This window comes from Streptococcus cristatus (genome assembly GCF_003944225.1).
Classification (GTDB): domain Bacteria; phylum Bacillota; class Bacilli; order Lactobacillales; family Streptococcaceae; genus Streptococcus; species Streptococcus cristatus_K.
Genome location: NZ_RJPN01000003.1, coordinates 82,651 through 107,657, shown reverse-complemented (window position 1 = coordinate 107,657; position 25,007 = coordinate 82,651). Strand labels below are relative to the sequence as shown.

Annotated in this window: 21 protein-coding genes and 1 pseudogene; 4 read left to right on the top strand and 18 right to left on the bottom strand. The window is 41.9% G+C overall.

What is annotated here, in order from left to right; genetic code table 11:
• The first annotated feature begins 49 nt into the window (after positions 1-49).
• From ffh to xerS, 4 genes are all read left to right on the top strand, one after another.
• Positions 50-1,618, top strand: coding sequence for a signal recognition particle protein (gene ffh, locus D8797_RS04965; RefSeq protein WP_125379497.1), 1,569 nt, complete (start codon positions 50-52; stop codon positions 1,616-1,618).
• 60 nt (positions 1,619-1,678) lie between these two features.
• On the top strand, positions 1,679-2,467 hold the full coding sequence (locus tag D8797_RS04960; protein WP_125379496.1) for an alpha/beta hydrolase: 789 nt from the start codon (positions 1,679-1,681) through the stop codon (positions 2,465-2,467).
• A 54-nt stretch (positions 2,468-2,521) separates the two neighbouring features.
• Positions 2,522-2,965 carry a MepB family protein gene (locus D8797_RS04955; RefSeq protein WP_125379495.1) on the top strand — a complete coding sequence of 148 codons (444 nt, stop codon included), beginning with the start codon at positions 2,522-2,524 and terminating at the stop codon, positions 2,963-2,965.
• 181 nt (positions 2,966-3,146) lie between these two features.
• Positions 3,147-4,217 carry a tyrosine recombinase XerS gene (xerS, locus tag D8797_RS04950; protein WP_125379494.1) on the top strand — a complete coding sequence of 357 codons (1,071 nt, stop codon included), beginning with the start codon at positions 3,147-3,149 and terminating at the stop codon, positions 4,215-4,217.
• A gap of 77 nt (positions 4,218-4,294) precedes the next feature.
• Here the strand turns inward: xerS and D8797_RS04945 are convergent, their stop codons facing one another.
• The 18 genes and pseudogenes from D8797_RS04945 to D8797_RS04860 all read right to left on the bottom strand — a co-directional run bounded on the left by D8797_RS04945 (position 4,295) and on the right by D8797_RS04860 (position 25,006).
• Positions 4,295-4,927, bottom strand: coding sequence for an ABC transporter ATP-binding protein (locus D8797_RS04945; protein ID WP_125379493.1), 633 nt, complete (start codon positions 4,925-4,927; stop codon positions 4,295-4,297).
• Between the two features lies 1 nt (position 4,928).
• Positions 4,929-6,939: pseudogene (locus D8797_RS10530) on the bottom strand (DUF1430 domain-containing protein).
• A gap of 159 nt (positions 6,940-7,098) precedes the next feature.
• Entirely contained in the window at positions 7,099-8,088 is a 990-nt protein-coding gene (gene lplA, locus D8797_RS04935; RefSeq protein WP_061414054.1) for a lipoate--protein ligase, read from the bottom strand.
• Between the two features lie 60 nt (positions 8,089-8,148).
• Positions 8,149-9,852, bottom strand: coding sequence for a dihydrolipoyl dehydrogenase (gene lpdA, locus D8797_RS04930; RefSeq protein WP_125379492.1), 1,704 nt, complete (start codon positions 9,850-9,852; stop codon positions 8,149-8,151).
• Between the two features lie 46 nt (positions 9,853-9,898).
• The gene (locus D8797_RS04925; RefSeq protein ID WP_125379491.1) at positions 9,899-10,942 is read right to left on the bottom strand and encodes a dihydrolipoamide acetyltransferase; all 1,044 of its coding nucleotides are present in this window, start codon (positions 10,940-10,942) and stop codon (positions 9,899-9,901) included.
• A gap of 453 nt (positions 10,943-11,395) precedes the next feature.
• Positions 11,396-12,388, bottom strand: a complete 993-nt coding sequence (locus D8797_RS04920; protein ID WP_048764424.1) for an alpha-ketoacid dehydrogenase subunit beta — start codon at positions 12,386-12,388, stop codon at positions 11,396-11,398.
• Positions 12,389-12,407: 19 nt separating this feature from the next.
• Positions 12,408-13,376, bottom strand: a complete 969-nt coding sequence (locus D8797_RS04915) for a thiamine pyrophosphate-dependent dehydrogenase E1 component subunit alpha (RefSeq protein ID WP_125379490.1) — start codon at positions 13,374-13,376, stop codon at positions 12,408-12,410.
• 392 nt (positions 13,377-13,768) lie between these two features.
• Entirely contained in the window at positions 13,769-14,935 is a 1,167-nt protein-coding gene (locus D8797_RS04910; RefSeq protein WP_125379489.1) for an ATP-grasp domain-containing protein, read from the bottom strand.
• Between the two features lie 27 nt (positions 14,936-14,962).
• Positions 14,963-15,703 carry an esterase family protein gene (locus tag D8797_RS04905; RefSeq protein ID WP_125379488.1) on the bottom strand — a complete coding sequence of 247 codons (741 nt, stop codon included), beginning with the start codon at positions 15,701-15,703 and terminating at the stop codon, positions 14,963-14,965.
• 26 nt (positions 15,704-15,729) lie between these two features.
• Complete coding sequence (locus tag D8797_RS04900) at positions 15,730-16,554, bottom strand: alpha/beta hydrolase (protein WP_125379487.1); 825 nt, start codon at positions 16,552-16,554, stop codon at positions 15,730-15,732.
• Between the two features lie 115 nt (positions 16,555-16,669).
• Positions 16,670-18,004 (bottom strand): methylenetetrahydrofolate--tRNA-(uracil(54)-C(5))-methyltransferase (FADH(2)-oxidizing) TrmFO, encoded by a 1,335-nt coding sequence (gene trmFO / locus D8797_RS04895; protein ID WP_125379486.1) that lies wholly within the window; start codon positions 18,002-18,004, stop codon positions 16,670-16,672.
• 93 nt (positions 18,005-18,097) lie between these two features.
• Complete coding sequence (locus D8797_RS04890; RefSeq protein ID WP_125379485.1) at positions 18,098-18,592, bottom strand: phosphoribosylanthranilate isomerase; 495 nt, start codon at positions 18,590-18,592, stop codon at positions 18,098-18,100.
• A 70-nt stretch (positions 18,593-18,662) separates the two neighbouring features.
• On the bottom strand, positions 18,663-20,756 hold the full coding sequence (topA, locus tag D8797_RS04885) for a type I DNA topoisomerase (RefSeq protein ID WP_125379484.1): 2,094 nt from the start codon (positions 20,754-20,756) through the stop codon (positions 18,663-18,665).
• An 84-nt stretch (positions 20,757-20,840) separates the two neighbouring features.
• Entirely contained in the window at positions 20,841-21,683 is an 843-nt protein-coding gene (gene dprA, locus D8797_RS04880; RefSeq protein WP_125379483.1) for a DNA-processing protein DprA, read from the bottom strand.
• A 105-nt stretch (positions 21,684-21,788) separates the two neighbouring features.
• Complete coding sequence (locus D8797_RS04875) at positions 21,789-22,352, bottom strand: sugar O-acetyltransferase (protein ID WP_125379482.1); 564 nt, start codon at positions 22,350-22,352, stop codon at positions 21,789-21,791.
• A 28-nt stretch (positions 22,353-22,380) separates the two neighbouring features.
• Positions 22,381-23,148 carry a ribonuclease HII gene (rnhB, locus tag D8797_RS04870; protein ID WP_125379481.1) on the bottom strand — a complete coding sequence of 256 codons (768 nt, stop codon included), beginning with the start codon at positions 23,146-23,148 and terminating at the stop codon, positions 22,381-22,383.
• Positions 23,135-23,986 carry a ribosome biogenesis GTPase YlqF gene (gene ylqF / locus D8797_RS04865; protein ID WP_125379480.1) on the bottom strand — a complete coding sequence of 284 codons (852 nt, stop codon included), beginning with the start codon at positions 23,984-23,986 and terminating at the stop codon, positions 23,135-23,137. Before ylqF ends, rnhB begins: the two co-directional genes overlap by 14 nt.
• 105 nt (positions 23,987-24,091) lie before the next feature.
• Positions 24,092-25,006 (bottom strand): MBL fold metallo-hydrolase, encoded by a 915-nt coding sequence (locus D8797_RS04860; protein WP_125379479.1) that lies wholly within the window; start codon positions 25,004-25,006, stop codon positions 24,092-24,094.
• Position 25,007 lies beyond the last annotated feature (1 nt).

Genomic DNA, 25,007 nt, shown 5'->3' with positions numbered 1-25,007 from the left:
TAGAAACCTGTCCATTTCCATCATTTGATAATTAAGAGGAGAAAGATTTATGGCTTTTGAAAATTTAACTGAACGCTTACAGAACGTCTTTAAAAATCTACGCAGAAAGGGAAAAATTTCTGAGAGTGATATTCAGGAAGCGACCAAAGAGATCCGTCTTGCTCTCTTGGAGGCTGACGTTGCCCTGCCTGTTGTTAAAGACTTTATTAAAAAGATTCGTGAGCGAGCTATTGGACACGAAGTTATTGACACGCTCAATCCAGCTCAACAAATCATCAAAATCGTAGATGAAGAGCTAACAGCAATTCTGGGTTCTGACACTGCCGAGATTATCAAGTCACCAAAGATTCCGACTGTTATCATGATGGTCGGTTTGCAAGGGGCTGGTAAAACGACCTTTGCAGGTAAATTGGCCAATAAACTCAAGAAAGAAGAAAATGCTCGTCCTTTGATGATTGCGGCTGACATTTACCGTCCAGCGGCTATTGATCAGCTGAAAACACTGGGCCAACAGATTGATGTGCCAGTCTTTGCCTTGGGTACTGAGTTTCCAGCAGTAGAGATTGTCCGTCAAGGTTTAGAGCAAGCCAAGGCTAATCACAATGACTATGTCTTGATTGATACGGCTGGTCGCCTACAAATTGACGAGAAACTCATGCAGGAGCTGGCTGATGTCAAGGCTTTAGCACAGCCAAATGAAATTCTGCTGGTTGTCGATGCTATGATCGGTCAGGAAGCAGCAAATGTAGCCCGTGAATTTAACAATCAACTCGAAGTGACCGGGGTTATCCTGACCAAGATTGATGGGGATACCCGTGGTGGTGCAGCTCTGTCAGTCCGTCAGATTACTGGCAAACCAATCAAGTTCACTGGTACCGGTGAAAAGATTACTGATATCGAAACCTTCCACCCAGACCGTATGTCTGGCCGTATCCTCGGTATGGGGGATATGCTGACCCTGATTGAAAAGGCCGCTCAAGAGTACGATGAGAAGAAATCTCTTGAAATGGCTGAAAAAATGCGGGAAAACACCTTTGATTTCAATGATTTCATCGACCAGTTGGACCAAGTGCAGAACATGGGGCCTATGGAAGAATTGCTCAAGATGCTGCCAGGTATGGCCAATAATCCTGCTCTTAAAAACATCAAAGTGGATGAAAAAGAAATTGCCCGTAAACGTGCCATCGTATCTTCTATGACGCCAGCTGAGCGGGAAAATCCAGATCTGCTTAACCCAAGTCGTCGCCGTCGGATTGCGGCTGGGTCTGGTAATAGCTTTGTCGAAGTCAATAAGTTTATCAAGGACTTTAACCAAGCCAAACAGATGATGCAAGGTGTCCTATCTGGAGATATGAACAAAATGATGAAACAGATGGGGCTCAATCCTAACAATCTGCCTAAAAATATGCCGAGCGGCATGCCTGATATGTCAGCTTTAGAAGGCATGATGGGTCAAGGAGGCATGCCTGATTTATCTGCCCTAGGCGGAGCAGGGATGCCAGACATGAGCCAACTTTTTGGCGGTGGCCTCAAAGGAAAAGCTGGAGAATTCCTCATGCGCCGCAGCATGAATAAAATGGCCAAGCAAATGAAGAAAAACAAGAAGAAGCGAAAGTAATTGCAAACAAGTTACATAATTTATTTTATGTAACTTGTTTTGTACATTTAGGAAAAAGAAATGAAAAAGTTTATTAAGTACCTAATTCGATTTTATAACGACATACAAGCGAAGCTCACTTCCCATCCCATCAGCCATCTGCCCTTTAGCAAAGTTGATATTCAGCCAATTATCATGATTCCGGGCAGTTCAGCAACAGAGAATCGTTTTAACAAAATGGTTAGAAAGCTCAATCACGGCCAGCATCCTCACCATAGTCTCATTCGTATAAAAGTCTGGAATGACGGCCACATGACTTATCGTGGGCATTTGAAGCGAAAGGACAGAACCCCCATTTTTGTGATTGGTTTTCAGAATAATTGCGATGGTTACAAAAATATCAAGAAGCAGGCTGCTATGTTCAACGCTGCCATAACTGTTTTACGAGAGAAATATGCTTTTACCAGCTTTAAAGGGTTGGGACATTCTAACGGAGGCCTAGTATATACAGCTTTCCTGCAGCAATACCTAGCAAACCATTCTGGATTGGAGATGGAAAAGCTCCTGACTATTGGCAGTCCTTATAATCTGAACAAGAAAAATCTTAATCGTCGAGTCCCAATGTTAGATGACTTTGTAGCCAATCAGGAAAAACTGCCTAAGAAGCTGCAGCATCTATCGATTTTAGGAATATTTTTCCGGGATGGTGACGGAATTGTCCATAGAAGCAGTGTAGAAGCAGGGAGCCTGATTTACAAAGGCAAAATTGCTTCATACAGAGAGGCTATCGTCATAGGCAAGGCTGCCCATCATTCCTCTCTGCCGCAAAATGATCAAGCCATTGATTTAATTAGGGAGTTTTTATTCTAATAATTATATTACATAATTTTATTTTGGTAAAAAATTTAGAAAGACAATAAAACAATGAAAATGACAGACATTCTTCATACGTATTATGGTGACTTTGATCTGATAAATGAAAGATGGAATGAAGACTATGAAAGCATTTTGATTAAGCCAAAGGATAATCAAGAATACAAAAGATGCCGTTTGGCAAAGAAAACACCTAAAAAAGAAGGCTACTTTACAGTATTTTGGAAAAAAGACCAAGACAACAAGAATATCCCTTATACAGATGAAGACTTGGGTGATGAACTGGTTATTGTCGTCATTGACGACCGTCATTGCGGTATATTTATCATTCCCAAAGAGGTGGCTATCAGTAAAAAAATTCTTTCTACAAAGGATTGTAAAGGAAAGATGGCCATGCGTTTTTATCCGTCCTGGTGCAGCAATTTAAATAAAGCAGCTCGAGCAACACAAAAATGGCAACTGGATTATTTTCAAAAAATCGAATTAGAAGAATAAATTTTAGGTAAAACAAGACAGAGTTTAGTTTCTCAATACTGTCTTGTTTTTATTATCTGTTTTGTAGTAAAGTTAGGTTGCTTACCTCCCTCTAATGTCTTTCCGAAAAACTATAATTTTCTTGAAAAATATGTCTAGATATGCTATACTTCTTTTATAGAAAAATCATGAGGAAGATGGAATGAAACGCGAGATTTTATTGGAACGAATTGATAAACTGAAGCAAATCATGCCCTGGTACGTTCTAGAATATTACCAATCTAAGCTGGCAGTGCCTTATAGTTTTACAACCTTGTATGAATATCTCAAAGAATACGATCGATTTTTCCGCTGGATTTTAGACTCTGGTATATCTGACGCTTCAGAAATTGCTGAGATTCCTCTCTCGGTCTTGGAAAATATGAGCAAGAAAGATATGGAGGCCTTCATTCTATATCTGCGAGAGCGTCCGCTCCTCAATGCTAATTCGACCCAAAACGGTGTTTCCCAGACAACTATCAACCGGACTCTGTCGGCCTTGTCCAGCCTCTACAAATATTTGACTGAGGAAGTGGAAAATGAGCAGGGCGAACCCTACTTCTATCGAAATGTGATGAAAAAAGTTGCTACTAAGAAGAAAAAGGAAACTCTGGCAGCCCGTGCAGAGAATATTAAGCAGAAGCTCTTTTTAGGGGATGAGACGGAAGAATTTCTCCAATATATCGATACGGAGTACCCTAAGAACCTCTCTAATCGAGCTCTGTCCTCTTTTAACAAAAATAAAGAACGAGATTTAGCCATCATTGCCTTGCTGCTAGCCTCTGGTGTTCGTCTGTCTGAAGCTGTCAATCTGGACCTTAAAGACATCAATCTCAAAATGATGGTCATTGAAGTAACAAGAAAAGGCGGAAAAAGGGACTCTGTCAATGTTGCTGCTTTTGCTAAGCCTTATTTAGAAGAGTATCTGAGCATTCGGAGCAAGCGATACAAGGCCGAAAAGACGGATACAGCCTTCTTTTTGACTGAATACCGTGGCACTCCTAATCGAATTGATGCTTCCAGTGTCGAAAAAATGGTAGCCAAGTATTCTGAGGACTTCAAGGTGCGGGTGACTCCTCACAAACTCCGCCATACACTTGCTACACGTTTGTATGATGCAACTAAATCTCAAGTTCTTGTCAGCCACCAGCTAGGACACGCCAGTACACAAGTCACTGACCTCTATACTCATATCGTCAATGACGAGCAAAAGAATGCTTTGGACAAACTATAGTTTACAGAACTAAAATTATGACACATGCAACAGTAAATGCTCTATGATGTTTTGTTCATAGAGCATTTTTACTTAACTTAAATAGTATTTAACCGAATCACTTCATCGGCCTTTTCCCAAATCGCTGGGTTATGCGTTGCAATAATCATCAAACGGTCTGGCTTTTTCAATGATAACAGCAAGTTCATAATTTCTTGTGAAGTTTCGGGATCGAGTGCTGCAGTCAGTTCATCCGCCAAAATCAAGGGAGGATCCTTGAGGATGACTTTGGCCAAGGCGACACGCTGCGCTTCCCCGCCTGATAATTCATAGACTTTTTGATTGAGTGCGAGATAATCCAATCCCACCTTTTCTAAGACTTCTTCTTCTCGCTGCTTCTTCTCTTGTTTAGTCCATTTTTGACCAATCAATCCAAGTTCTAAATTGGCAGCTACGGTTTCGTTTTCAAGAAGACCAAAGTTTTGAAAGAGATAGCCTAATTCATTTTTGAAAAAGTGATGAGATTTGATTTGCTTAAGCTCTTGCCCTCGGTAGCTGATGCTTCCCTTATCATAAGGTTCTAGCTTAGCCAGGATATTGAGTAGGGTTGTTTTGCCGCAACCACTATTTCCGATTAGGGCGTAGACCTTTCCTGCTGCAAATTGCAGATTGATATCCTGAAAGACAGTCCGTTCTCCAAATGATTTTGCCAGGTGTTCTATTTTGATCATATTAGGCTCCTTTCAGAATAATGGGCAAGAAATACTCTTCTTTATGCGAGCGGTAAAGGAGAATCAGCCATGCATTGGTTGCAAATAATAAGAGCGTGACGAGAGCGATCCACCATTCCTGTGTGAGAAAGAAAATCAGGACACTACCTAATAGCAGCATAGCAATCTCTGATATGAGCATACTTTTGTGAATTTTCAAAAAGTCCATACCCGCAATCTTCTTCAGAAAGATCGGTCTTCTAAACTCTTCAAAATAGAGGAAATTCATGGTGTTAAAGAGTAGAATGGAGGTCGCCATTCCTAAGATACCGCCAGCAATGGCCATGAGGTTCTCTAATTGGATGGATTGCACCATCTGCTGATAGACAGCTGCTGCATAGTCGTATTGACTCACATTTTTTTCGAGCCCATTCTCAGCTACTAGCTTCTTGCTTTTTTCAAGTCCATCAAAATACAGATAAGAATTGAGTTGAGAGAAATAAGGATTGTCGTAGCCACCAAAGCTTTTAGGTCGAACAACAACCAAAATCGGATCGGTCAAGAATTGCTGATAGTTCATAGGTGTATTGTTATAAATAAAGCGTTTTTGGTTGTTAGGAAGATAGGTCACCCGTGCTTTCATAGGCAACTGGCTCTTTCCTTGTTCATCTCTAGGAGTCAGATAATCTTCATAGCGTTTTTTCAACTCCTCTTCTTGACCCTTCAACTTTTCAGGGAGCAAGAGGCCAAATTCTCCAGCTTGCAAGTGATTCAAGCGCTCTTTTTCCTCGGGGGGAAACTGAGATCCTTTGGATATCAAGGTAATTTGGAGTGACATACAGGGTATTGGCAAGAGGATCGTAATCTGTGATCGAAAGATCTCTCCCTGTTCTAGGATCATTCATGAAGCCTTTTGAATCAAAAGATGCGAGCTGATGATAGACCAAGAGACCACCTTTTTCAATGCCAGACTCGATTAACTTAGACCATTTGGCTCTGTTTTCAATTTGCATCTCTTTGTTTGTATTCTGTGAAATAGCCTCCCGATTTACACCAATTTGAACCCAATTCGTCTCTTTAGACCAAGCTACTTTCCCCTCTTGGTAAGTCTGCCAGCTAGAACCATAGATACTGACTCGATGAATAGCAAGGCCAATGAGAGCAACAGCGAGAAATTGACAGGTAAAGAGAAAAACTAAAATCCTTTTTACTGGAATTTTCCCTTTTAAAAGGCTAACCAAGTGTACCGTCTGGATGCTGAAGGCAAAAAGAAAGGACAGGAGAGCCGATACAATGAGCAAGAGCGTATTATAAATGATACTACTTGAAATAATGAAGGAATAGGCAAAGGGGGTTAATTGTAAGCAATAAATCAAAATGGATCCTAAGGCACTGGCTCCAATACATCCTAAAAGCAGCTCTCTGCTGTCTTCCATGAGAGAACGTCCAAAGAGTTGGTACCGTCTCATCCCTGCAATATAACGAATCCCTGCACTCCTCAATTCAAGTGTTTTTTGAATAATGGCCAATGCACTAAAGCTAAGAATAAAAATAACCAAGGCTAAGGATTGGGAACCGGAACCAAAAAATGCCATAAAATTCTGCAAGAGATTAGGCTTATTCATGAAAGTCTTTGAGAAACCAAGTTCGTGTAGTTTTTGATCCAACTTTTCGAGTGGTAACTTCCCTGATAGGATATAGTAATTGGTAAGTAAGCTTTCCTTAGAAGCGACTTCTTTATCTGCTTTTTTGATGCCCTTTGGAAGCTCTCCTTCTCCGTAGAGATCATAGGAGAACTTGACCTGACCTTGCGAATCCGTTTGTTGAATCTGGCGAGCAATTACACTATTTCTTTCCCTTACTAACTGATCTAAGTTGGCTGAAAGCTCCTCATAGGTGACAGCTCTTTTTTGTTTAAGAACTCCTACCACAGGGAGGCTTCGATAGATGAGCGTATTTGGGGAAATAAAGGCAATCCAAAGAAGAAAGCTGGTGACAAAAAGATTAGAAAAGATAATAAAGACTCGTTTCATAAGACCACACTTTCTAAAGAGAGATTGAAGAGAGATACTTCAAGTTTTTCAAACGACTTTATCCATCTATATAATACCATAAAAGTAATATATTAGAAACTATTTATAGGTAAAACTGAGTCCAAAAAAGAGATCCGCAAAAGCGAATCTCTTATGATTTTATCCCACCACTGCTTCAGCGATTTCTTCACGGCTAATGCCAGCAAAGTAGCGTGTAATGTCAATTGTTTCCAGTGCTTTGAGGACATCTTCACGTTCATATTTTACTCCACGAAGGACATCTTCTACAGCTGCAACGTCCTCAATACCAAAGAAGTCACCATAGATTTTGATATCTTGGATTTTTGATTCAATGACGTTGGCAAAAACTTCAACCTTACCGCTAGTGAATTTTGTTCCTCGACGGACGTTAAATTCAGGTGATTTACCGTAGTTCCAGTCCCAAGTACCAAACTTGGTATCCTTGATGCGGTTAATTTCCGCCAATTCTTCCTCTGAGAAGACGTATTCAGTCATCTCTGGATATTCTTTTTTCATGTATTCCAATAGCAAATCACGGAATTCTTCAACTGTAATTTTTTCTGGTAATTCATTGACAATATTGGTTACACGGGCACGGACGGATTTCACGCCTTTTGATTCAAATTTATCTTTTGAAACCTTGAGGGCATTTGCTAGGACTGACAAATCAACGTCAAAGAGCAAGCATCCGTGGTGCATGATACGGCCGTTGATATAAGCTTGGGCATTTCCACAGAATTTCTTGCCATCAATCTCAAGGTCGTTACGGCCTGTAAACTCAGCTTTAACACCGAGTTGAGCCAAGGTGTTGATAACGGGAGTTGAGAAGCTCTTGAAGTCAAAGGCCTTGTTTTCATCTTCTTTTGAGATAATAGTGTAGTTGAGGTTGTTTAAATCGTGGTAAACAGCTCCACCACCACTGATACGGCGGACTACCTCAATACCATTTTCTCGAACATAATCACGGTTAATTTCTTCAATAGTATTCTGGTGACGCCCGACAATGATAGATGGTTTGTTAATCCAAAGAAGGAAGATTTGATCCTCATCTAAAAGGTGTTTAAAGGCATATTCTTCCAAAGCGATATTAAAGGCAGTGTCGTTTGAATGATTGATAATATATTTCATGATATCCCTTTTATACGATAGAGACTGGAAAATATCTTCCCAGTCTATTCTATCTTCAATTTATTTTTTCTTAGGTGAATGGATAGCCATTCCTAGAACATCCGCAAATGCTTCGTACATCACTTCAGAGTAGGTTGGGTGTCCGTGGATAGTCTTCAGCATTTCTTCAACAGTGATTTCCATTTCGATGATGCTTGATGCCTCGTTGATCAATTCTGCAGCTGCAGGACCGATGATGTGAACACCAAGGATTTCTCCGTATTTCTTATCTGCAATAACTTTAACGAAGCCTTGAGCAGCATCCGATGCAATAGCACGTCCGTTAGCTGCAAAGTTGAATTTACCGATGGCAACATCGTATTTCTCACGAGCTTGTTCTTCTGTGAGACCTACTGCTGCTACTTCAGGAAGAGTGTAGATAGCTGCTGGAGTCAAGTTCAATTTAGCAACAGCATGATTTCCTTTGAGGGCATTTTCAGCAGCAACTTCACCCATACGGAAGGCTGCGTGCGCTAACATCTTGGTACCGTTTATGTCACCTGGTGCGTAGATGCCTGGAACTGAAGTTTCCATGTATTCGTTGACCTTGATACGTCCACGATCCAATTCAAACTCAACATCGCCAATACCTTCAAGGTCTGGCACACGACCGATTGAAAGAAGGGCTTTGCTTGCGATGATATCGTCTTTTCCTTCAACCTTGATACGAAGTTGACCATCTTCTTCGATGATTTCTTGGAGTTTAGTGTCAGTTAAGATGGTCATGCCTTTGCGCTCAAGAATCAAGCGAAGATTCTTAGACACTTCCGCATCCATAGCTGGAACGATACGGTCCATCATTTCGATAACAGTCACTTTCGAGCCAAATGTCATAAAGGCTTGACCGAGTTCGATACCGACAACTCCACCACCGATGATTACGAGGCTTTCTGGTACTTCGTTCATTTCAAGAATGTCATCACTGGTCATTACAAGTGATGATTCCATACCAGGAACGTTAATCTTGCTGACTTTTGAACCACCAGCAAGGATAATTTTCTTGGTTTCAAGCAATTCTGTACCATTTACCAAGACATTCTTGTCTTTAGTGATGGTACCAACACCCTTATGAACAGTAACTCCGTAGCTACGAAGGAGTCCTGCAACACCACCTACCAAGGTATTGACAACTTTAGATTTAGTTTCTAAAAGTTTATCCATATCTACAGTGAAGTTTGGATTTTCGATGACGATACCACGGTTTGCTGCATGACCGATGTTTTCGATGATTTCAGCGTTGTGAAGGTAGGTCTTAGTTGGGATACAGCCACGGTTCAAGCAGGTTCCACCGAGTTCAGATTTCTCAACAAGGGCAACCTTACCACCGAGTTGGGCTGCTTTAATGGCTGCCACATAACCAGCAGGACCACCACCAATCACAACGATATCAAAGGCATCATCACTCTTACCGTCGTCGTTTGAAGCACTAGCTGCAGGTGCAGGTTTTGATTCTGGCGCAGCCGCTCCAGCTGTTGGGATGTTCTCCCCTTCTTCACCAAGGTAGCCAATGACTTCCGTTACTGGGACAGTTTCACCATCTCCTTTGAGGATGGCAATCAAGTAGCCGTCTTCTTCGGCTTCCAATTCCATGCTGACTTTGTCAGTCATGATTTCCAAAAGGATTTCTCCTTCTTTTACAAATTCTCCGACTTTTTTATTCCATTGGACGATTTGTCCTTCTGTCATATCCACGCCGGCTTTTGGCATAATTACTTCTAAGGCCATGTCTTACTTCCTTTATCTATATCTCTAAAAATAAATACTGTATTATTTAAACCAACATTGAGATTGGGTTCTCAATCAAGGCTTTCAAGTCTTTCATAAACTTAGCACCAGCCATACCATCTACGACACGGTGGTCAATAGTTAATCCTAGGCTCATAATTGGACGAATGACAATCTCACCATTGACAACTACAGGTTTTTCAACTGTTGAACTTACACCAAGGATAGCTGAGTTGGGTTGGTTAATGATTGGACCAAAGGACTGAACACCAAACATTCCCAAGTTACTGATTGTGAATGTTGAATTTTGAAGTTCACTTGGAGACAACTTACCATCCAAGGTACGGCCAATCACATCCTTGAAGGCTACAACCAACTCTGACAAGCTCATTTTTTCAGCATTGTAAACAACAGGTGTCATCAAGCCATTATCCATTCCCACAGCCATAGCAAGGTTGACATAGTTGTGAGTGATAATGGTCTTGCCATCTTCGGTCAATGAAGCGTTGATGTATGGGTGCTTCATCAGTGTCTTCACAACAGCGAGTGAAAGAAGATCTGTAACCGTGACTTTCTTTCCAGTTGCTTCCATGATTGGATCAAGAACCTTCTTACGAAGAGCTAGCATTTCAGACATATCGACATCGTAGTTGAGCGTGAAGGTTGGCGCAGTTAAGTAAGATTCAACCATACGTTGGGCGATAACCTTACGCATTGGTGTCATTGGGATACGCTCAATCTCACCATAAGGAGTAATATTGTCTGGAACTTCTTCCACTTTTTCGATCTGAGCAGGAGACTTGATGGTATCATTTTCGATATTTTCAGGAAGCAAGGCCAAAACGTCCTTCTTCATAATCTTACCACGATGACCTGTTCCTTGGATTTCCTGCCAAGCAATGTTATGTTCGAGGGCAATTCGTTTTGCAAGTGGCGAAATGCGAACCACGTTTGTGTCTTTATAAGTTTCCACGTCTTCTTTGTGGACACGACCGTTTGCACCTGAGCCAGAAACGTCATAGAGGTTGATCCCTAGATCATCCGCTAACTTTCTAGCCGCAGGAGTCGCTCTTAGCTTGTCATCAGCCATGACCTCTCCAATTCTAATTATGATACTAAGGGCGTAAAAAGTCAAAGTGAAAATAGGAAACTTGACGAAGAAATTTTAGTTTCTAGGAAAGTTTATCTTTTTCACACAGACTTTAGCCCGTGTTCGAATATAAGATATTAAGGACGAAGAAGGCAAGGAAAAAATAGGAGATTGACGATGTGTTCGATGAACACAAGGAAATCTATCTTTTTTTCGCAGACCTCCGTCCGAATTCAATTACATGATACAAAGGGCATTAAAAGCGATTGAAAAATAGGAAATCGACACTGGCTTCGATGAAACCAAGGTAAATTATCTTTTTTCTGAGCTCTTAGCCCACACTAAATATAAATATCAAAAGTACTTATTAGGACCTCTACACAAGATTAGATTAGATTACATAAAATAATCTATGTAATCCAATCCATGAGAGAGCCTTTTCTTTATTATACCTTATTCTTTATGATATGTCTTCCGAATAGCGTCTTTGATGCTTTCAACAGTCGGAATCATTGCATTTTCCAAGTTTTGTGCATATGGCATTGGTACATCTTCTCCAGCACAACGGCGGATTGGTGCATCTAGATAATCAAAAGCTTCAGATTCAGCAATAATCGCTGAAATTTCACCAATGAAACCGCTAGTTTTGTGGGCATCATTGACCAGAACGACTTTACCAGTCTTCTTAACAGAATTGATGATAATATCCTTATCAAGTGGCACCAATGTACGTGGGTCAACGACTTCTACAGAGATACCTTCTTCTGCCAATTCTTCAGCTGCCTGCATGACACGGCGTAGCATTTTTCCGTAGGTAACAACTGTTACATCAGTACCTTCTTTTTTGATTTCGCCAACGCCAAGCGGAATAACATACTCAGGATCAACTGGCACTTCCCCTTTTTGGTTAAATTCTGATTTGTATTCAAGAATGATGACTGGGTTGTTATCACGGATAGAAGACTTGAGCAGTCCTTTCATATCCGCAGGTGTACCTGGTGCCACAACCTTAAGTCCAGGGATATGCGTAAACCAAGACTCTAGAGATTGTGAGTGCTGAGCTGCAGAACCTACTCCATTACCAGCTGCACAGCGAATGGTCATCGGAACTTGCCCTTTACCACCAAACATATAACGTGTTTTAGCGGCTTGGTTGACGATATTATCCATAGCAATTACAGCGAAGTCCATGAAGGTCATATCAACAATCGGGCGAAGTCCTGTCATGGCTGCTCCTGCTGCTGCTCCAGAGATGGCAGCTTCAGAAATCGGACAGTCGCGTACACGCTCAGGTCCAAATTCTTCCAGCATACCAACAGATGTTCCGAAATCTCCACCGAAAACTCCGACATCCTCTCCCATCAAGAGTACATTTTCATCGCGACGCATTTCCTCAGACATAGCGAGGATAATGGTGTCACGAAATGACATTGTTTTAGTTTCCATTTTCTTTTTTCTCCTCTCTTTAGTCTGCGTAAATATCTTCAAAAGCAGATTCAAGCGGTGGGAATGGGCTTTCTTCTGCAAACTTCACAGATGCTTCTACCGCTTCTTTGACACTAGCTTGAATAGCTTCTAGCTCCTCCTCGCTTGCAATGTCATTTTCTAGCAAGTAGTTGCGAAGATTTTCAATGGGATCTTTTTTCTTCCATTCGTCTACTTCTTCACGAGTGCGATATTTACCCGGATCAGAAGATGAATGTCCTAACCAACGATAGGTTACACTTTCGATCAAGACTGGTCCTTTACCACTACGAACGTGCTCGACAGCCTTTTGGAAGCCTTCATAGACATCCAGAACATTATTTCCGTCTTCGATGAACATGCCTGGGATTCCATAGGCTGCGCTGCGCTCGTGGATGTGTTCCACATTGGTCATTTTCTTGATATCCGCAGAGATTCCATAACCATTGTTAATGCAGTAGAAAATAACTGGGAGATTCCAGATAGAAGCCATGTTAACTGCTTCGTGGAAAACACCTTCGTTAGTCGCACCGTCACCAAAGAAGCAGACAACAATCTTGCCTGTCTTCTGCATTTGCTGAGTAAGAGCCGCACCGACAGCAATCCCCATACCGCCACCTACGATACCATTAGCACCAAGGTTTCCAGCATCCAGATCGGCAATATGCATAGAGCCGCCTTTCCCTTTACAAGTACCATTGTACTTACCAAGGATCTCGGCCATCATACCATTCAGGTCAATGCCTTTGGCAATGGCTTGACCATGTCCACGGTGATTAGAAGTGATTAAATCATCCGGATTCAAAGCTAACATTGCACCAACGTTGGCCGCTTCCTCACCCACTGAAAAGTGAGTCATGCCTGGAACTTGCCCTTTTTTTACAAGTTGTGCAATTTTCAAGTCCATACGACGGATTTCTTCCATCTTACGAAACATCTCTAATAAGAGAGATTTATCTAAGGTTGCCATTTCTTTGCCTTTCTAAAACCCCATTCAATCGTATGTACAGGCAGCTGCAACTGTTTAAGTTGTACTAGGATATTATGAATATCCCAAGCGTTCTAACTGTCCTATTATTCCGAATGATACAGGGTATAAGCATTATTTATTTCTCTTCTATTCTAGCGAATATTGAAAGCACTGTCAAAGTTTTTGCTCAAATTTTTTCACAAAGAAAAATCAGCATATCGCATGGATAGGCTGATTGATAAATCAAAAATAAATATTTCACAAACTATCATTCTTAGATTTTTTGAATGGTTCAATAGATTCAAAACTATATTCTCATTCTATTTCCGCAACACTATTATATATGCTGACTGGATGTTCACCGTTGTAAGGAAGCTATTTACTATAAAAAATTATTCTGCTTTCTTTCCAAAGTCAGTAATCATCTCTTCCATCTGCTCCCGACTTGGGGTGGTCAGCATGTAGAGGTAATCACCTTGCAACTCTGCGAAGGCTGCTGGCATGTCTTTTTTGACTTTAAAGTTATCCCGATACTTCTCTAACAACTCTGCCTCTGAATAAGCATAATGTGAGCTTGCGCGACGAGACGTTGCCAAGCAGAATAATGGCTCCATGTCTGATTCGGGGAAAGGTTCCCCCGCAACAATATTCGCGTATCCACGATAGAGATCGATTGAGTGAGCGTAATTATAAACATCGATGGTGAATCCACCTGCTGGACGATTATTGTATTCGATAGCTATGTAATCATCGTCTTTGCGGAAAAATTCGATATGGAAAAATCGCTCTTTCATGCCAAATGCTTGAACGATAGCTTCCCCATAAGCACGAAGTTTTGGATCCATCTCCTTGAGGACATAGTAAGAATTATCCATTTTATAAAGCATGAGGTCAAGCGGTGTGTAGGCGTAGTCAAAAGTCGTTGAAAAGACTATATTTCCTTCGGAATCAATCAGGCCATCAAACGTACAGATCTCGCTAGAAGTCACAAATTTTTCAAAGAAATAGACAGTCTCCTGATCCCATTCTTCTTTAAAATGCTCGACATCTGCAGCTGTTTCAATTTTAAACGTGGCTGCTGCTCCTACTCCATTATCTGGCTTGGCAATCAGAGGCAGGCCGATTTTTTTGACAGCCTGATCTACATCCGATAGTTTTTTGACAACCTGACCTGGAACGACTGGCACACCGGCTTTCTTGAAGAGCTTCTTCATTTCAGACTTAAATTTGGTCTTTTTCAGGTCATCCGGCTTAGCTCCAAAAACGTTAAATTGTTCCCGCAACTGGGCATCTTGCTCCAGCCAGTATTCATTATGGGATTCAATGCGGTCAATCGGTCCATGTTTGTAGAAAAGGAAGGCTACCGCACGTTTAACTTCGTCCAAATTTTCCAAATTGTCAACACGGAAATACTCTGTCAAAGCGTTCTGGAGACCTGGGCCCAACTGCTCATAGGGCTCCTGTCCGATACCAAGCACTGTAATACCCTTGTTAGCCAGCTCAATCGTAAACTGCTGGAAATTTTCTGGATAATAAGGTGAAATAACAATATAATTCATAGTAAGACTTCCTTTCTACTTAACATTTTAGAGATTTAACTGGCTCAAGAAATATGGCATCTGCTTGCGCCACCAAATCCAATCATGAGACACATCATGTCCCCATTCAGCAAACCAGGCTGGGATATTTTTGTGCTCGCAGGCTTCTTTCAGTGTGTAAAATGAAGGAAGGCCATCCTGCTCCCAGTCTCCCAAACCGGTACAAACAATAATATCAGCTTGTCGATAGAGGTCAATAAACCAACCATCATTTTGGTTCCAGATATAGTCAGCGGGTGAGTTTTGATAAATGGCTTCGTCGTTCAAATTGTCACCGACAAAGAAACGTGCATCATAGACACCACTGAGGGCGATTACTTTATTGAAAACATCTGGATGTTGGAGGAAGAAATTGACGGCATGATAAGCGCCCATAGAGCAACCTGTCGTCATCATTGGGTCAAACCAGCCTGTCTTGTGTTTGATAAAGGGAATTGCTTCTTCAATAACATAACGCTCATAAGCACGGTGCATCTCAGCACGGTCATGGGGATGTTTCCAGTCCGCTAGCCAGCTTTCGCTATCGACGCTGCTCAAGGTGAAAAATTGTACCTTCCCTGTCTCGATGAACCAAGAGCAGGCTTCAATCATGCCGAAATCAGCATATTCATTGTGAGAACCGCCTGACGAGGCAAAGACTACCACTGGAATGCCAGCATGACCGTAACGATTGACATACATTTCACGGTTCAAATGACCGCTCCAATGACTTAAAAATTCTACATGCATTTGTTTTCTCCTTTTAGCTTCTTTTCTTACCACTTTTCACTGATAAAGCGGAAACAGTCAGGCAGATTTTCCGCCCAGTCCATTTCATTGTGAATCGCTCCAGATTGGATTTTGATGTGCAGATTGTCCAGCTCCACACCAGCAGCGATCAGCTGGCGGTAATAACTGAGCGAAGAATCAATATAGGCTTGCTTGATATTGCCTGCCATGAGAGTCTTATCTGTATCATCAGCTTCCTCTGTTCCAACATAGATGAAAACTCGCTGGTCTGGATGTAACTTCTGACGCTCTATGTAGCGGTCAAAAGCTTCTTGGTGGAGCCAGTTGGCCGATGAAAAAACACCTAGACAGCCGACCTGATCCTGATATTCAATGCCGATAAATTGGGTAATATTGCCCCCCAATGAAGAACCAATCATAGCCGTATGATGGCGGTCAGGCTTAGTCCGATAGTTTTCGTCAATAAAAGGTTTGACGATATCCATGACAAACTCTGCGTACTCTGTGCCCTTGCCGCCAAATTGGACACCAGGAATATTGGACTCCTGAAACTTCCAAGCGGAATACTCATCCATCCGTCGTGGTCCATCATTGTCAATTGCTACGACTATCATTTTTTCAATATCAGGATTGCGCTTGATTGTCGGAATCACTTTCCAAGAATGCCCACTGAAAGACTCCTTGCTATAGAGGACATTTTGTCCATCATGAAAATAGACGACAGGATAGGTCTTTTTAGTATCTTGTTCATAATTTTTAGGGAGCAGCACTCGCACGCGCCGCTTTTGTTTGGTGTAAGGAACCACCAACTCATGAGTTTTCATATCAAGATAGAAATAGGATTTATTCATTTTCAGAAAACTTTCTATTTTCAAAATTTTTATTTATTATAACACAAATTAAGCAAAAAAGTTAGGAATTTCCTAACTTTTTAATGATTTTTATTAGATAATGATAGAAAATAGATTATTTATCCAAATAAGGCTGTAAATCCTGCAAGGCACGCTCAGCAATCTTCTCATAGCGCTCTTTCTTATCACGAATCCGAGGGCCATCTAGCTCTTTGATAATACCAAAATTGACATTCATCGGTTGGAAGTGCTTGCTATCAGCGTGAGTGATATAATGCGGCAGACTGCCGATTGCTGTTGTTTCTGGAAAAACAAGTGCTTCTTCTCCATTGAAGAGTCGAGCGGCATTGATACCAGCAACCAGCCCAGAAGCTGCTGATTCAACATAGCCTTCGACCCCCGTCATTTGACCTGCAAAGAAAAGATTTGGCTGTTTCTTAGAGCGGAAAGTCTGTTCCAGCAGATTTGGAGAATCCATATAGGAGTTGCGATGCATGACGCCATAGCGGACAAATTCTGCATCTTCAAGACCAGGAATCATCTGAAAGACCCGCTTTTGCTCGCCCCACTTGAGATGAGTCTGGAAGCCGACAATGTTGTAAAGGCTACCTGCTGCATTATCCTGACGAAGCTGCACCACAGCGTATGGCGTCTTAAAATCTCCATCTCGAGGTCCCTGGTAGTCATCGGGATATTCTAAACCAACTGGCTTCATCGGTCCATAAAGCATGGTTTTAATGCCGCGTTTGGCCATTACTTCAATAGGCATACAGCCTTCAAAGTATTTTTCTTTTTCAAAGGAATTGAGCGGTGCTTCTTCGGCATTGACCAAAGCATCATGGAAATCCATAAACTCTTGCTTGGTCATTGGCGCATTGAGATAGGCAGCTTCGCCCTTATCATAGCGGGATTTGAGATAGACCTTGGTCATATCAATGGTATTGACATCGATAATAGGCGCTGCTGCGTCGTAGAAATAAAAACCGTCGCCGCCATTGAGCGCGTGGATTTTTTCTGCCAAAGCATCGCTGGTCAAGGGTCCTGTCGCAATGACTGTAATGACATCCTCAGGAATTTCGGTGATTTCCTCGCGCATGACTTCAATCAATGGATGATTGGTCACTTGCTCCGTCACCATCTGCGAAAAGCCTTCTCTATCAACTGCTAGAGCGCCACCAGCCGGTACCCGAGTCGCTTCTGCAGCTCTTAAAATGACCGAGTCCAGCCGCCGCATTTCTTCTTTGAGTAGGCCGACTGCATTGGTCAAGGCATCTCCTCGCAGGGAGTTAGAGCAGACCAGTTCTGCAAAGTCCGCAGTTTTGTGTTGAGGCGTCGACTTGACACCCCGCATTTCATAGAGTTTAACTGGAATTCCACGCTTGGCAATCTGGTAAGCCGCTTCACTACCAGCAAGACCAGCACCGATAACATTTATATAGGATGATGACATGATACTCTCCCTTGGATATTTCTAGATTTTCACTCTGACCATTATAACAAAAAGATAGTAAAAAAGACAGACAGGAGGATTCCTGAAAGTCTCTCATTTTATCATTTTTTCCAAATAAGCAATCTTAGCAAAATCCTTATGATTGTTATTTTCATTTCGGTAAGAATCTTGTGAAGAAGCTCGGTAGATAGCTAAAAATTGCTCTGCAGTTGGCAGCAAAAACTTGACACCTTCATCTTCTTTTCGAGTCAGCTTCTCTAACGGCACACCTGAAAATGCCTCTAGCGTTTCCATGACACCAAATTCAATAGACAAATCTTCTTTTTGAAATTCATGCTCGTGCAAATCGACTAAACGATAGCCCAAGCGGTCCATCATTGGTTCAATCTTATCCATATCATAAATACGCTCTTCGTCTGGTGCTTCCCAGCCACGCTCATCACCATGAACATGAATATCAATATCACGCGCCTGCCAGTCCTGACCAGTAACCTGCTCCAGACCTAGAGAACCCATCAGCAGTGGAACGATTCCCATCTTGTTCAGTTGAGACGCGATTTTTAGAAATTCTGCAAATTTATCTTTCATAAAGGTACCTACCTTTTATAAAAAAATCTTTTTACATAATATAAATTATGCAAAAAGATTACTAAGCTAATTATTTCACTTTTTCTTCTTGATAGTCGCCATTGCTGCAGACCACTTGCTTGCCGCCACCACGGACTTTCTTTTCAACTAGATAATGGTCACATTTTGGACAGTTACGCCCAACAGGCTTGTCCCAAGATGTGAAATCACAGTCTGGATAACGATCACAGCCATAGAAAATGCGATTTCGCTTAGTCTTACGCTCGATAACTTGCCCTTTCTGACACTGTGGGCAGGTCACGCCGATTTCCTTGACAATAGCTTGGGTATGACGACAGTCTGGGAAATTGCTGCAGGCATAGAACTTGCCAAATCGACCCAACTTGATGACCATTGGACTGCCACAGACCTCACAATCAAAGCCAGCTGGTTCATCCTTGATTTGGATTTTCTCCATCTCAGACTCAGCTTTAGCTACTTCCTTTTCAAAAGGCTTGTAAAACTCGTCAATGATCTTCTGCCACTGTTCTTTTCCAACTTCTACATCATCCAGTTTTGCTTCCATTTCGGCTGTAAATTTCACATTTACGATGCCTGGGAAGAATTCGACAATCAGCGCGTTGACTATTTCACCCAATTCTGTCGGTTCAAAGCGCTTGGAAACCAGTTTAACATAGTAGCGTTTCTGAATGGTTTCAATAGTCGGTGCATAGGTAGATGGACGACCAACGCCATTTTCTTCCAAAGTCTTGATGAGCGTTGCTTCAGAATAGCGAGCTGGCGGCTGGGTAAAGTGTTGTTCTGGATTGGTATTGACACGCTTGACGGTATCACCTTTTTCCATGTCCGGCAGCATTTTATTCTTGTCAGAGTCATTATAGATAGCCAGATATCCATCAAACTTAACCTGACTGCCGTTGGCAGCAAATTGGACACCATTTTGCCCCAGCTTAACATTCATTGTATCAAAGACCGCTGCTGTCATTTGGCTGGCTACAAAGCGATTCCAGATTAGCGTATAGAGCTTAAGCTGATCCTTATCCAGATATTTTGCAATGCTTTCTGGTGTATTGAAGACACTGGAAGGGCGAATGGACTCATGGGCATCTTGAGCTCCTGAAGCATTTTTCACCTTACTGCCATGTTTAGAATATTTAGCACCAAATTTATCCGTAATAAAGCTAGCCGCTTCATTCTGCGCTACTGGGCTGATCCGAGTCGAGTCGGTACGCATATACGTGATCAGACCTTGCACGCCAGAGCCGATATTAATCCCCTCATAGAGCTGCTGAGCTACCATCATAGTCTTACGAGTCCGGAAATTAATCTTATTAGCGGCATCCTGCTGCATAGAGGAAGTCGTGTAGGGCAGCGGAGCATTGCGTCGGCGCTCTTTCTTTTCAACACTGTAGACTGTAAAGTCATCACCCTTGAGGTGAGACAAGACTTCTTTGACATCCTCGTTGTTAGTCAGCTTCATCTTTTTACCATTCATACCGTAGAAACTGGCTTGAAACTGACGAGAACCTTTCTTGAAGGTTCCGTCAATTGTCCAATATTCTTCCGGTTTGAAGGCGTTGATTTCATTTTCACGATCGATAATCAGCTTGAGAGCAACGGACTGCACCCGACCAGCTGACAGGCCTTTTTTGACTTTCTTCCAAAGAATAGGAGAAATAGAATAACCAACCAAGCGGTCCAGAACCCGACGAGCCTGTTGGGCATTTACCAAATCCATATCAATCTGGCGCGGCTCTTTAAAAGCATTCTTGACCGCATCCTTGGTGATTTCATTAAAGACGACACGGTTTTTCTCTTTCTCATCCAGATTAAGAATGTGGGCCAGATGCCAAGAAATAGCTTCTCCTTCACGGTCCGGGTCACTTGCAAGAAAGACTTGCTTAGCTTTCTTAGCTTCTTTTTTCAAGTCATTAATCAAAGACCCCTTACCACGAATATTAATGTATTGTGGTTCATAGTTATTCTCAAAATCAATGGACATAGTGGACTTTTTCAGATCACGAATATGCCCGACACTGGCCAGAACCTTATAATTTCTTCCCAGATATTTTTCTATTGTTTTTGCCTTGGCAGGCGACTCTACGATGACAAGATTTTTCTTGGTCGTAGATTTTTTCTTTGTTTTTGTTACCAAATTAGACACCTTCTATAAGAAATAAATCTCATAGAGTGTAAACTATTTTTTGATAGATGTCAACTCACAACATTCTCTATAGGAAAACTTGTTTTAGAATTGGAACTCAGATAGAACGTCAGAGCCTGATGTGATGCACTTTGCGCCCTCTTGAATCAAATGATGACAACCGTCAGATTTTCCATCCAAAATAGACCCCGGAATAGCAAAAACATCCCGCCCCTCTTCCATTGCCCGCTCACAAGTAATCAGACTGCCTGAGCGCATCTTGGCTTCTGCCACGATAACGCCACGACAAAGACCAGCGATGATGCGATTTCGCTCTGGAAAATGGAATTTCAGGGGCTGTTCACCAGGCCCATGCTCTGTCAGCAATAAATGATTTTTGCCAATATAAGCCTGCAGTTTTTGATTGGCCTTGGGATAGAAGACATCTAGTCCCGTCCCAATGACAGCAATTGTTCGGCCACCATTTTGCAGGGCAGCCATATGAGCCACAGTATCAATCCCACGAGCCAGCCCGCTAACGATAACCAGTTCATTATTCAATTCCTTGATGATTTTCTGCACAGCAGCATTGCCCTGCTTACTGCTGTCTCGACTGCCAACAACCGCTATCTTAGGCATTTCTAGCAAATTTAAGTTTCCTTGATAAAATAGCAAAGTCGGTGCATCGTAAATCTCGCATAGATCCCAAGGATACACATCATCCAAGATTGAAAAGGACGGAAAACGTTCAAATTCTTCTTTCAAAGCTGGTAAATCAAGTCGCTTGTACTTTTCCATAAAGAGTGCGGGATTGCGGCATTCAGAGACAACTGCCTTATCTCGCAAAGATAGCTCTCCCTCTTTATTTTCTGCATATCTCAAAATATTTAAGACCTGTTGATTGGTCAAGCCAGCTTTTTTCATTTTATAAATTTCAAAATTATTCATTTTTATCACCTCACTTTCTTATTCGTAAAAAAGTTCAAAAAAAGAACTGCAATACAGTTCCTTGTTTCTTATTCGATTAATGCTTGAGAAAATGGTTGAGTTCTTCTATTCTTCATGAACAGGAATTTCCTTAATAATCTTAGCAGGATTGCCGGCTAGGACTACGTTATCGCCGAATGATTTAGTCACCACTGCACCAGCTCCGACTACCACATTATCTCCTAGCGTCACGCCTGGCAGAATGGTTACACCACCACCAGCCCAGAAATTGTCACCAATCTTAATCGGCGCCCCGTATTCAATACCGGAATTTCTTTCCACAGGGTCAAGCGGATGTAGCGGCGTCAAAAACTGGCAATTGGGCCCCAGCATGGCATTCTTTCCAATGGTAATAGGACAGACATCCAGCATGGTCAAATTCCAGTTGGAATAAAAATTCTCCCCCAAGTGAATGTTTACTCCATAATCACAGACCAAATCTGGATGCAACCACAGATTCTCCCCTGTACTGCCGAACCACTCCTTGACGATAGCGCTGCGTTTTTCAACATCTCGTTCTTGGTTAAAACGATACTGAAACTCTCTCGAGCGAGCAGCCAATGCTCTCAATTCAGGATCTTGAGGGCTGTAGTTCTCTCCTGCAATCATTTTTTGGTATTCGCTAGTCATACTTGTCTCCTCAAAAGATTAGGATATCTTATAAATTTGTCATAGATTTGATCGGTTCAAAGCTTCTACGGTGAATTGGTGTGATACCGTATTTGTCCAGTCCTTCCAGATGTAGCTTGGTGCCATAGCCAGCATTTTGAGCAAAGTCATATCCTGGATAAACCTGATCAAATTCCGCCATCATCTTGTCCCTCGTCACCTTGGCTACGATAGAAGCCGCAGCGATGGACAGAGAATTAGCATCACCCTTGATAATGGACTGCTGGGGCAAGGGCAAGTCTAACTTCATCGCGTCAATCAAGAGGCAATCCGGCTTAATTTTTAGCTGGGCTACAGCTTCTATCATGGCTAACTTGGTCGCTTCATAGATATTGACTCGGTCAATCGTTTGATTGTCCATAATGCCTAATCCAACGGCTAAAGCCTGATCTAGGACTGATTGATAAATTTCCTCATGTTTTTTCTTAGGAATCTTTTTACTGTCATTCAGCCCTTTTATTTTGCAGTTAGGAGGCAGAATGACTGCTGCTGCAACCACTGGACCAGCTAAGGGACCTCGTCCGACTTCATCAATGCCAGCAATCATCTGAAATCCTTGACTGTAGAGTTCTTTTTCATAGCGCAGCATGTACTCTAGACGTAAGTCTTCATCTAGCTCTGCTTGGATTTCTTTTTGGCGCTTGAGTAAGAGTTTTTGAACACCGCTTCGCTCATCCTGCTTCAATTCTTGAAAAAGCGGATCCTGCAAGTCAGAAACTTGAGCCAGTTGCTCTTGGATTTCCTTAATCGTGGCCATCCAATTCCTCCAATGTATCCAGTGTATAGCGACCTAAGCGGCCATCACGCACTTCCTTGACAAAGAGACTGTAAAAACGATCATAGTCCTCTCTGAAGCCCAATTTCTGCGTCATATCCATGATCATCTCTGGCGCTTCCAGCTCTAAATCTAGCTGCTTAAAGCGCTCCTGCAGTGCCTTAGGATAATGCTCTTTGAAATAATTGAGTCCAAAAATAGTAACTTCGTCCATGGGCAGCAAATTGTCCTTGATAGCACCCGTCAAAGCGAGCTTCAAAGCTACCATTTCATCTTCAAATTTTGGCCAAAGAATCCCCGGTGTATCTAGAATTTCCAAATCCTTATTGGACTTGAGCCACTGCTGACCTTTGGTGACCCCTGGTTTATTGCCGACTATCGCGATTTTCTTACCAGCCAGTCGGTTCATCAGCGTTGACTTTCCAGCATTGGGAATCCCGATAATCATGGTCCGCAAGGTTTCGATTTGAATTCCTCTTTCCCGCTGGCGAGTTAGCTTATCAGCCATTAATTTCTTAGCCGCTTCGGTCACTTTTTTAACTGCAGATTGTTCCTTAGAGTTAATAGCCAAGGTTTTGATTCCCTGACTTTCAAAATAGGCCTGCCATTCCTTTGTTAAGTTTGGATCCGCTAGGTCAGCTTTATTTAAAATCAACAACTTGGGCTTATCTCCAACAATTTTGGTCAACATGGGATTTTGACTGGACAAAGGCAATCTCGCATCCACCAAAATCGTCACAAAATCTACAAATTTAATACTTTCTTGAACCTGTCTCCGAGCCTTGGACATGTGCCCCGGAAACCATTGAATCGTTGCCATTAAAAACCTCTTTCTTACAATCTTCTAGTATCTCATTATACCAAAAAAATAGAGAATAAAATAGTAAAATCGCTCCCTCGAGCTGATAGAAGCGATTCTCTATTCTTATAAAAATGACGGTTTGCGATCCTGTTTATCTGTGAATGGAACTCGTGGTTCACGGATTCTAGTCACATAATCAACAAACTCCTCGCCAGTCTGATCAAACTCAGCAACTGCGAAAAATTGATCGTGGTAAAAGAAAAACTTATAGTGGTTTTCAAAAGCTTCGTTGAGCCATTTGTCCTTAGCTACGATTGAACGCATTGGATAATCATCTACCGCAGCAACCCACAGAGGTTTCCGATGAGCATGAGTCAGCACCAAATCAGCCATATGAATCATGGTTTCCTCGCCCTGTTTCAGTAAGATGATGCTATGGCCGTTACTGTGACCGCCTGTATGAACCATTTGAATTTCTGGAATGACGTTCAGATATTCAGTAAAGGTTTCAACCTGATCTTGGATTGGCTCCCAATTTTCCTTCAGATAAGTTCCCCTTGTCCGACTATTGGGATTTCGCATTTCGTACCATTCCACCTCATTTACAAAAATCTTTGCATTTGGGAATTTTGAAACAAGCTGATTGTTTTCATCTAGTCTAGTCAAACCGCCAGAGTGATCATGGTGCATGTGCGTCATTAAAATATGGGAAATATCTTCTGTTTTTAATCCCATAAGTGCCAAGCTTTCTTCAACACGGCTCTCAGAAAGAATACCTAGATTGCGACGTTGTTTATCAGAAAGCTTAGCCGTATCAAAACTCGCATCAATTAAATAATTTTGCCCCTTGTATTGAATCAAAATCGGATCTGTCAATTCAGCCATCATATTTTCTTCAGTTGTTGGATAATAACGCGACCAAACAACCTTGGGTACAGGACCAAATAAGGTACCTGCATCTGTGAGCTTATCCGCTCCACGCAACCAAGTCAGCTTCATTTCCCCAAACTGATACTCTTGTAATTTGAGTTCTGTCATT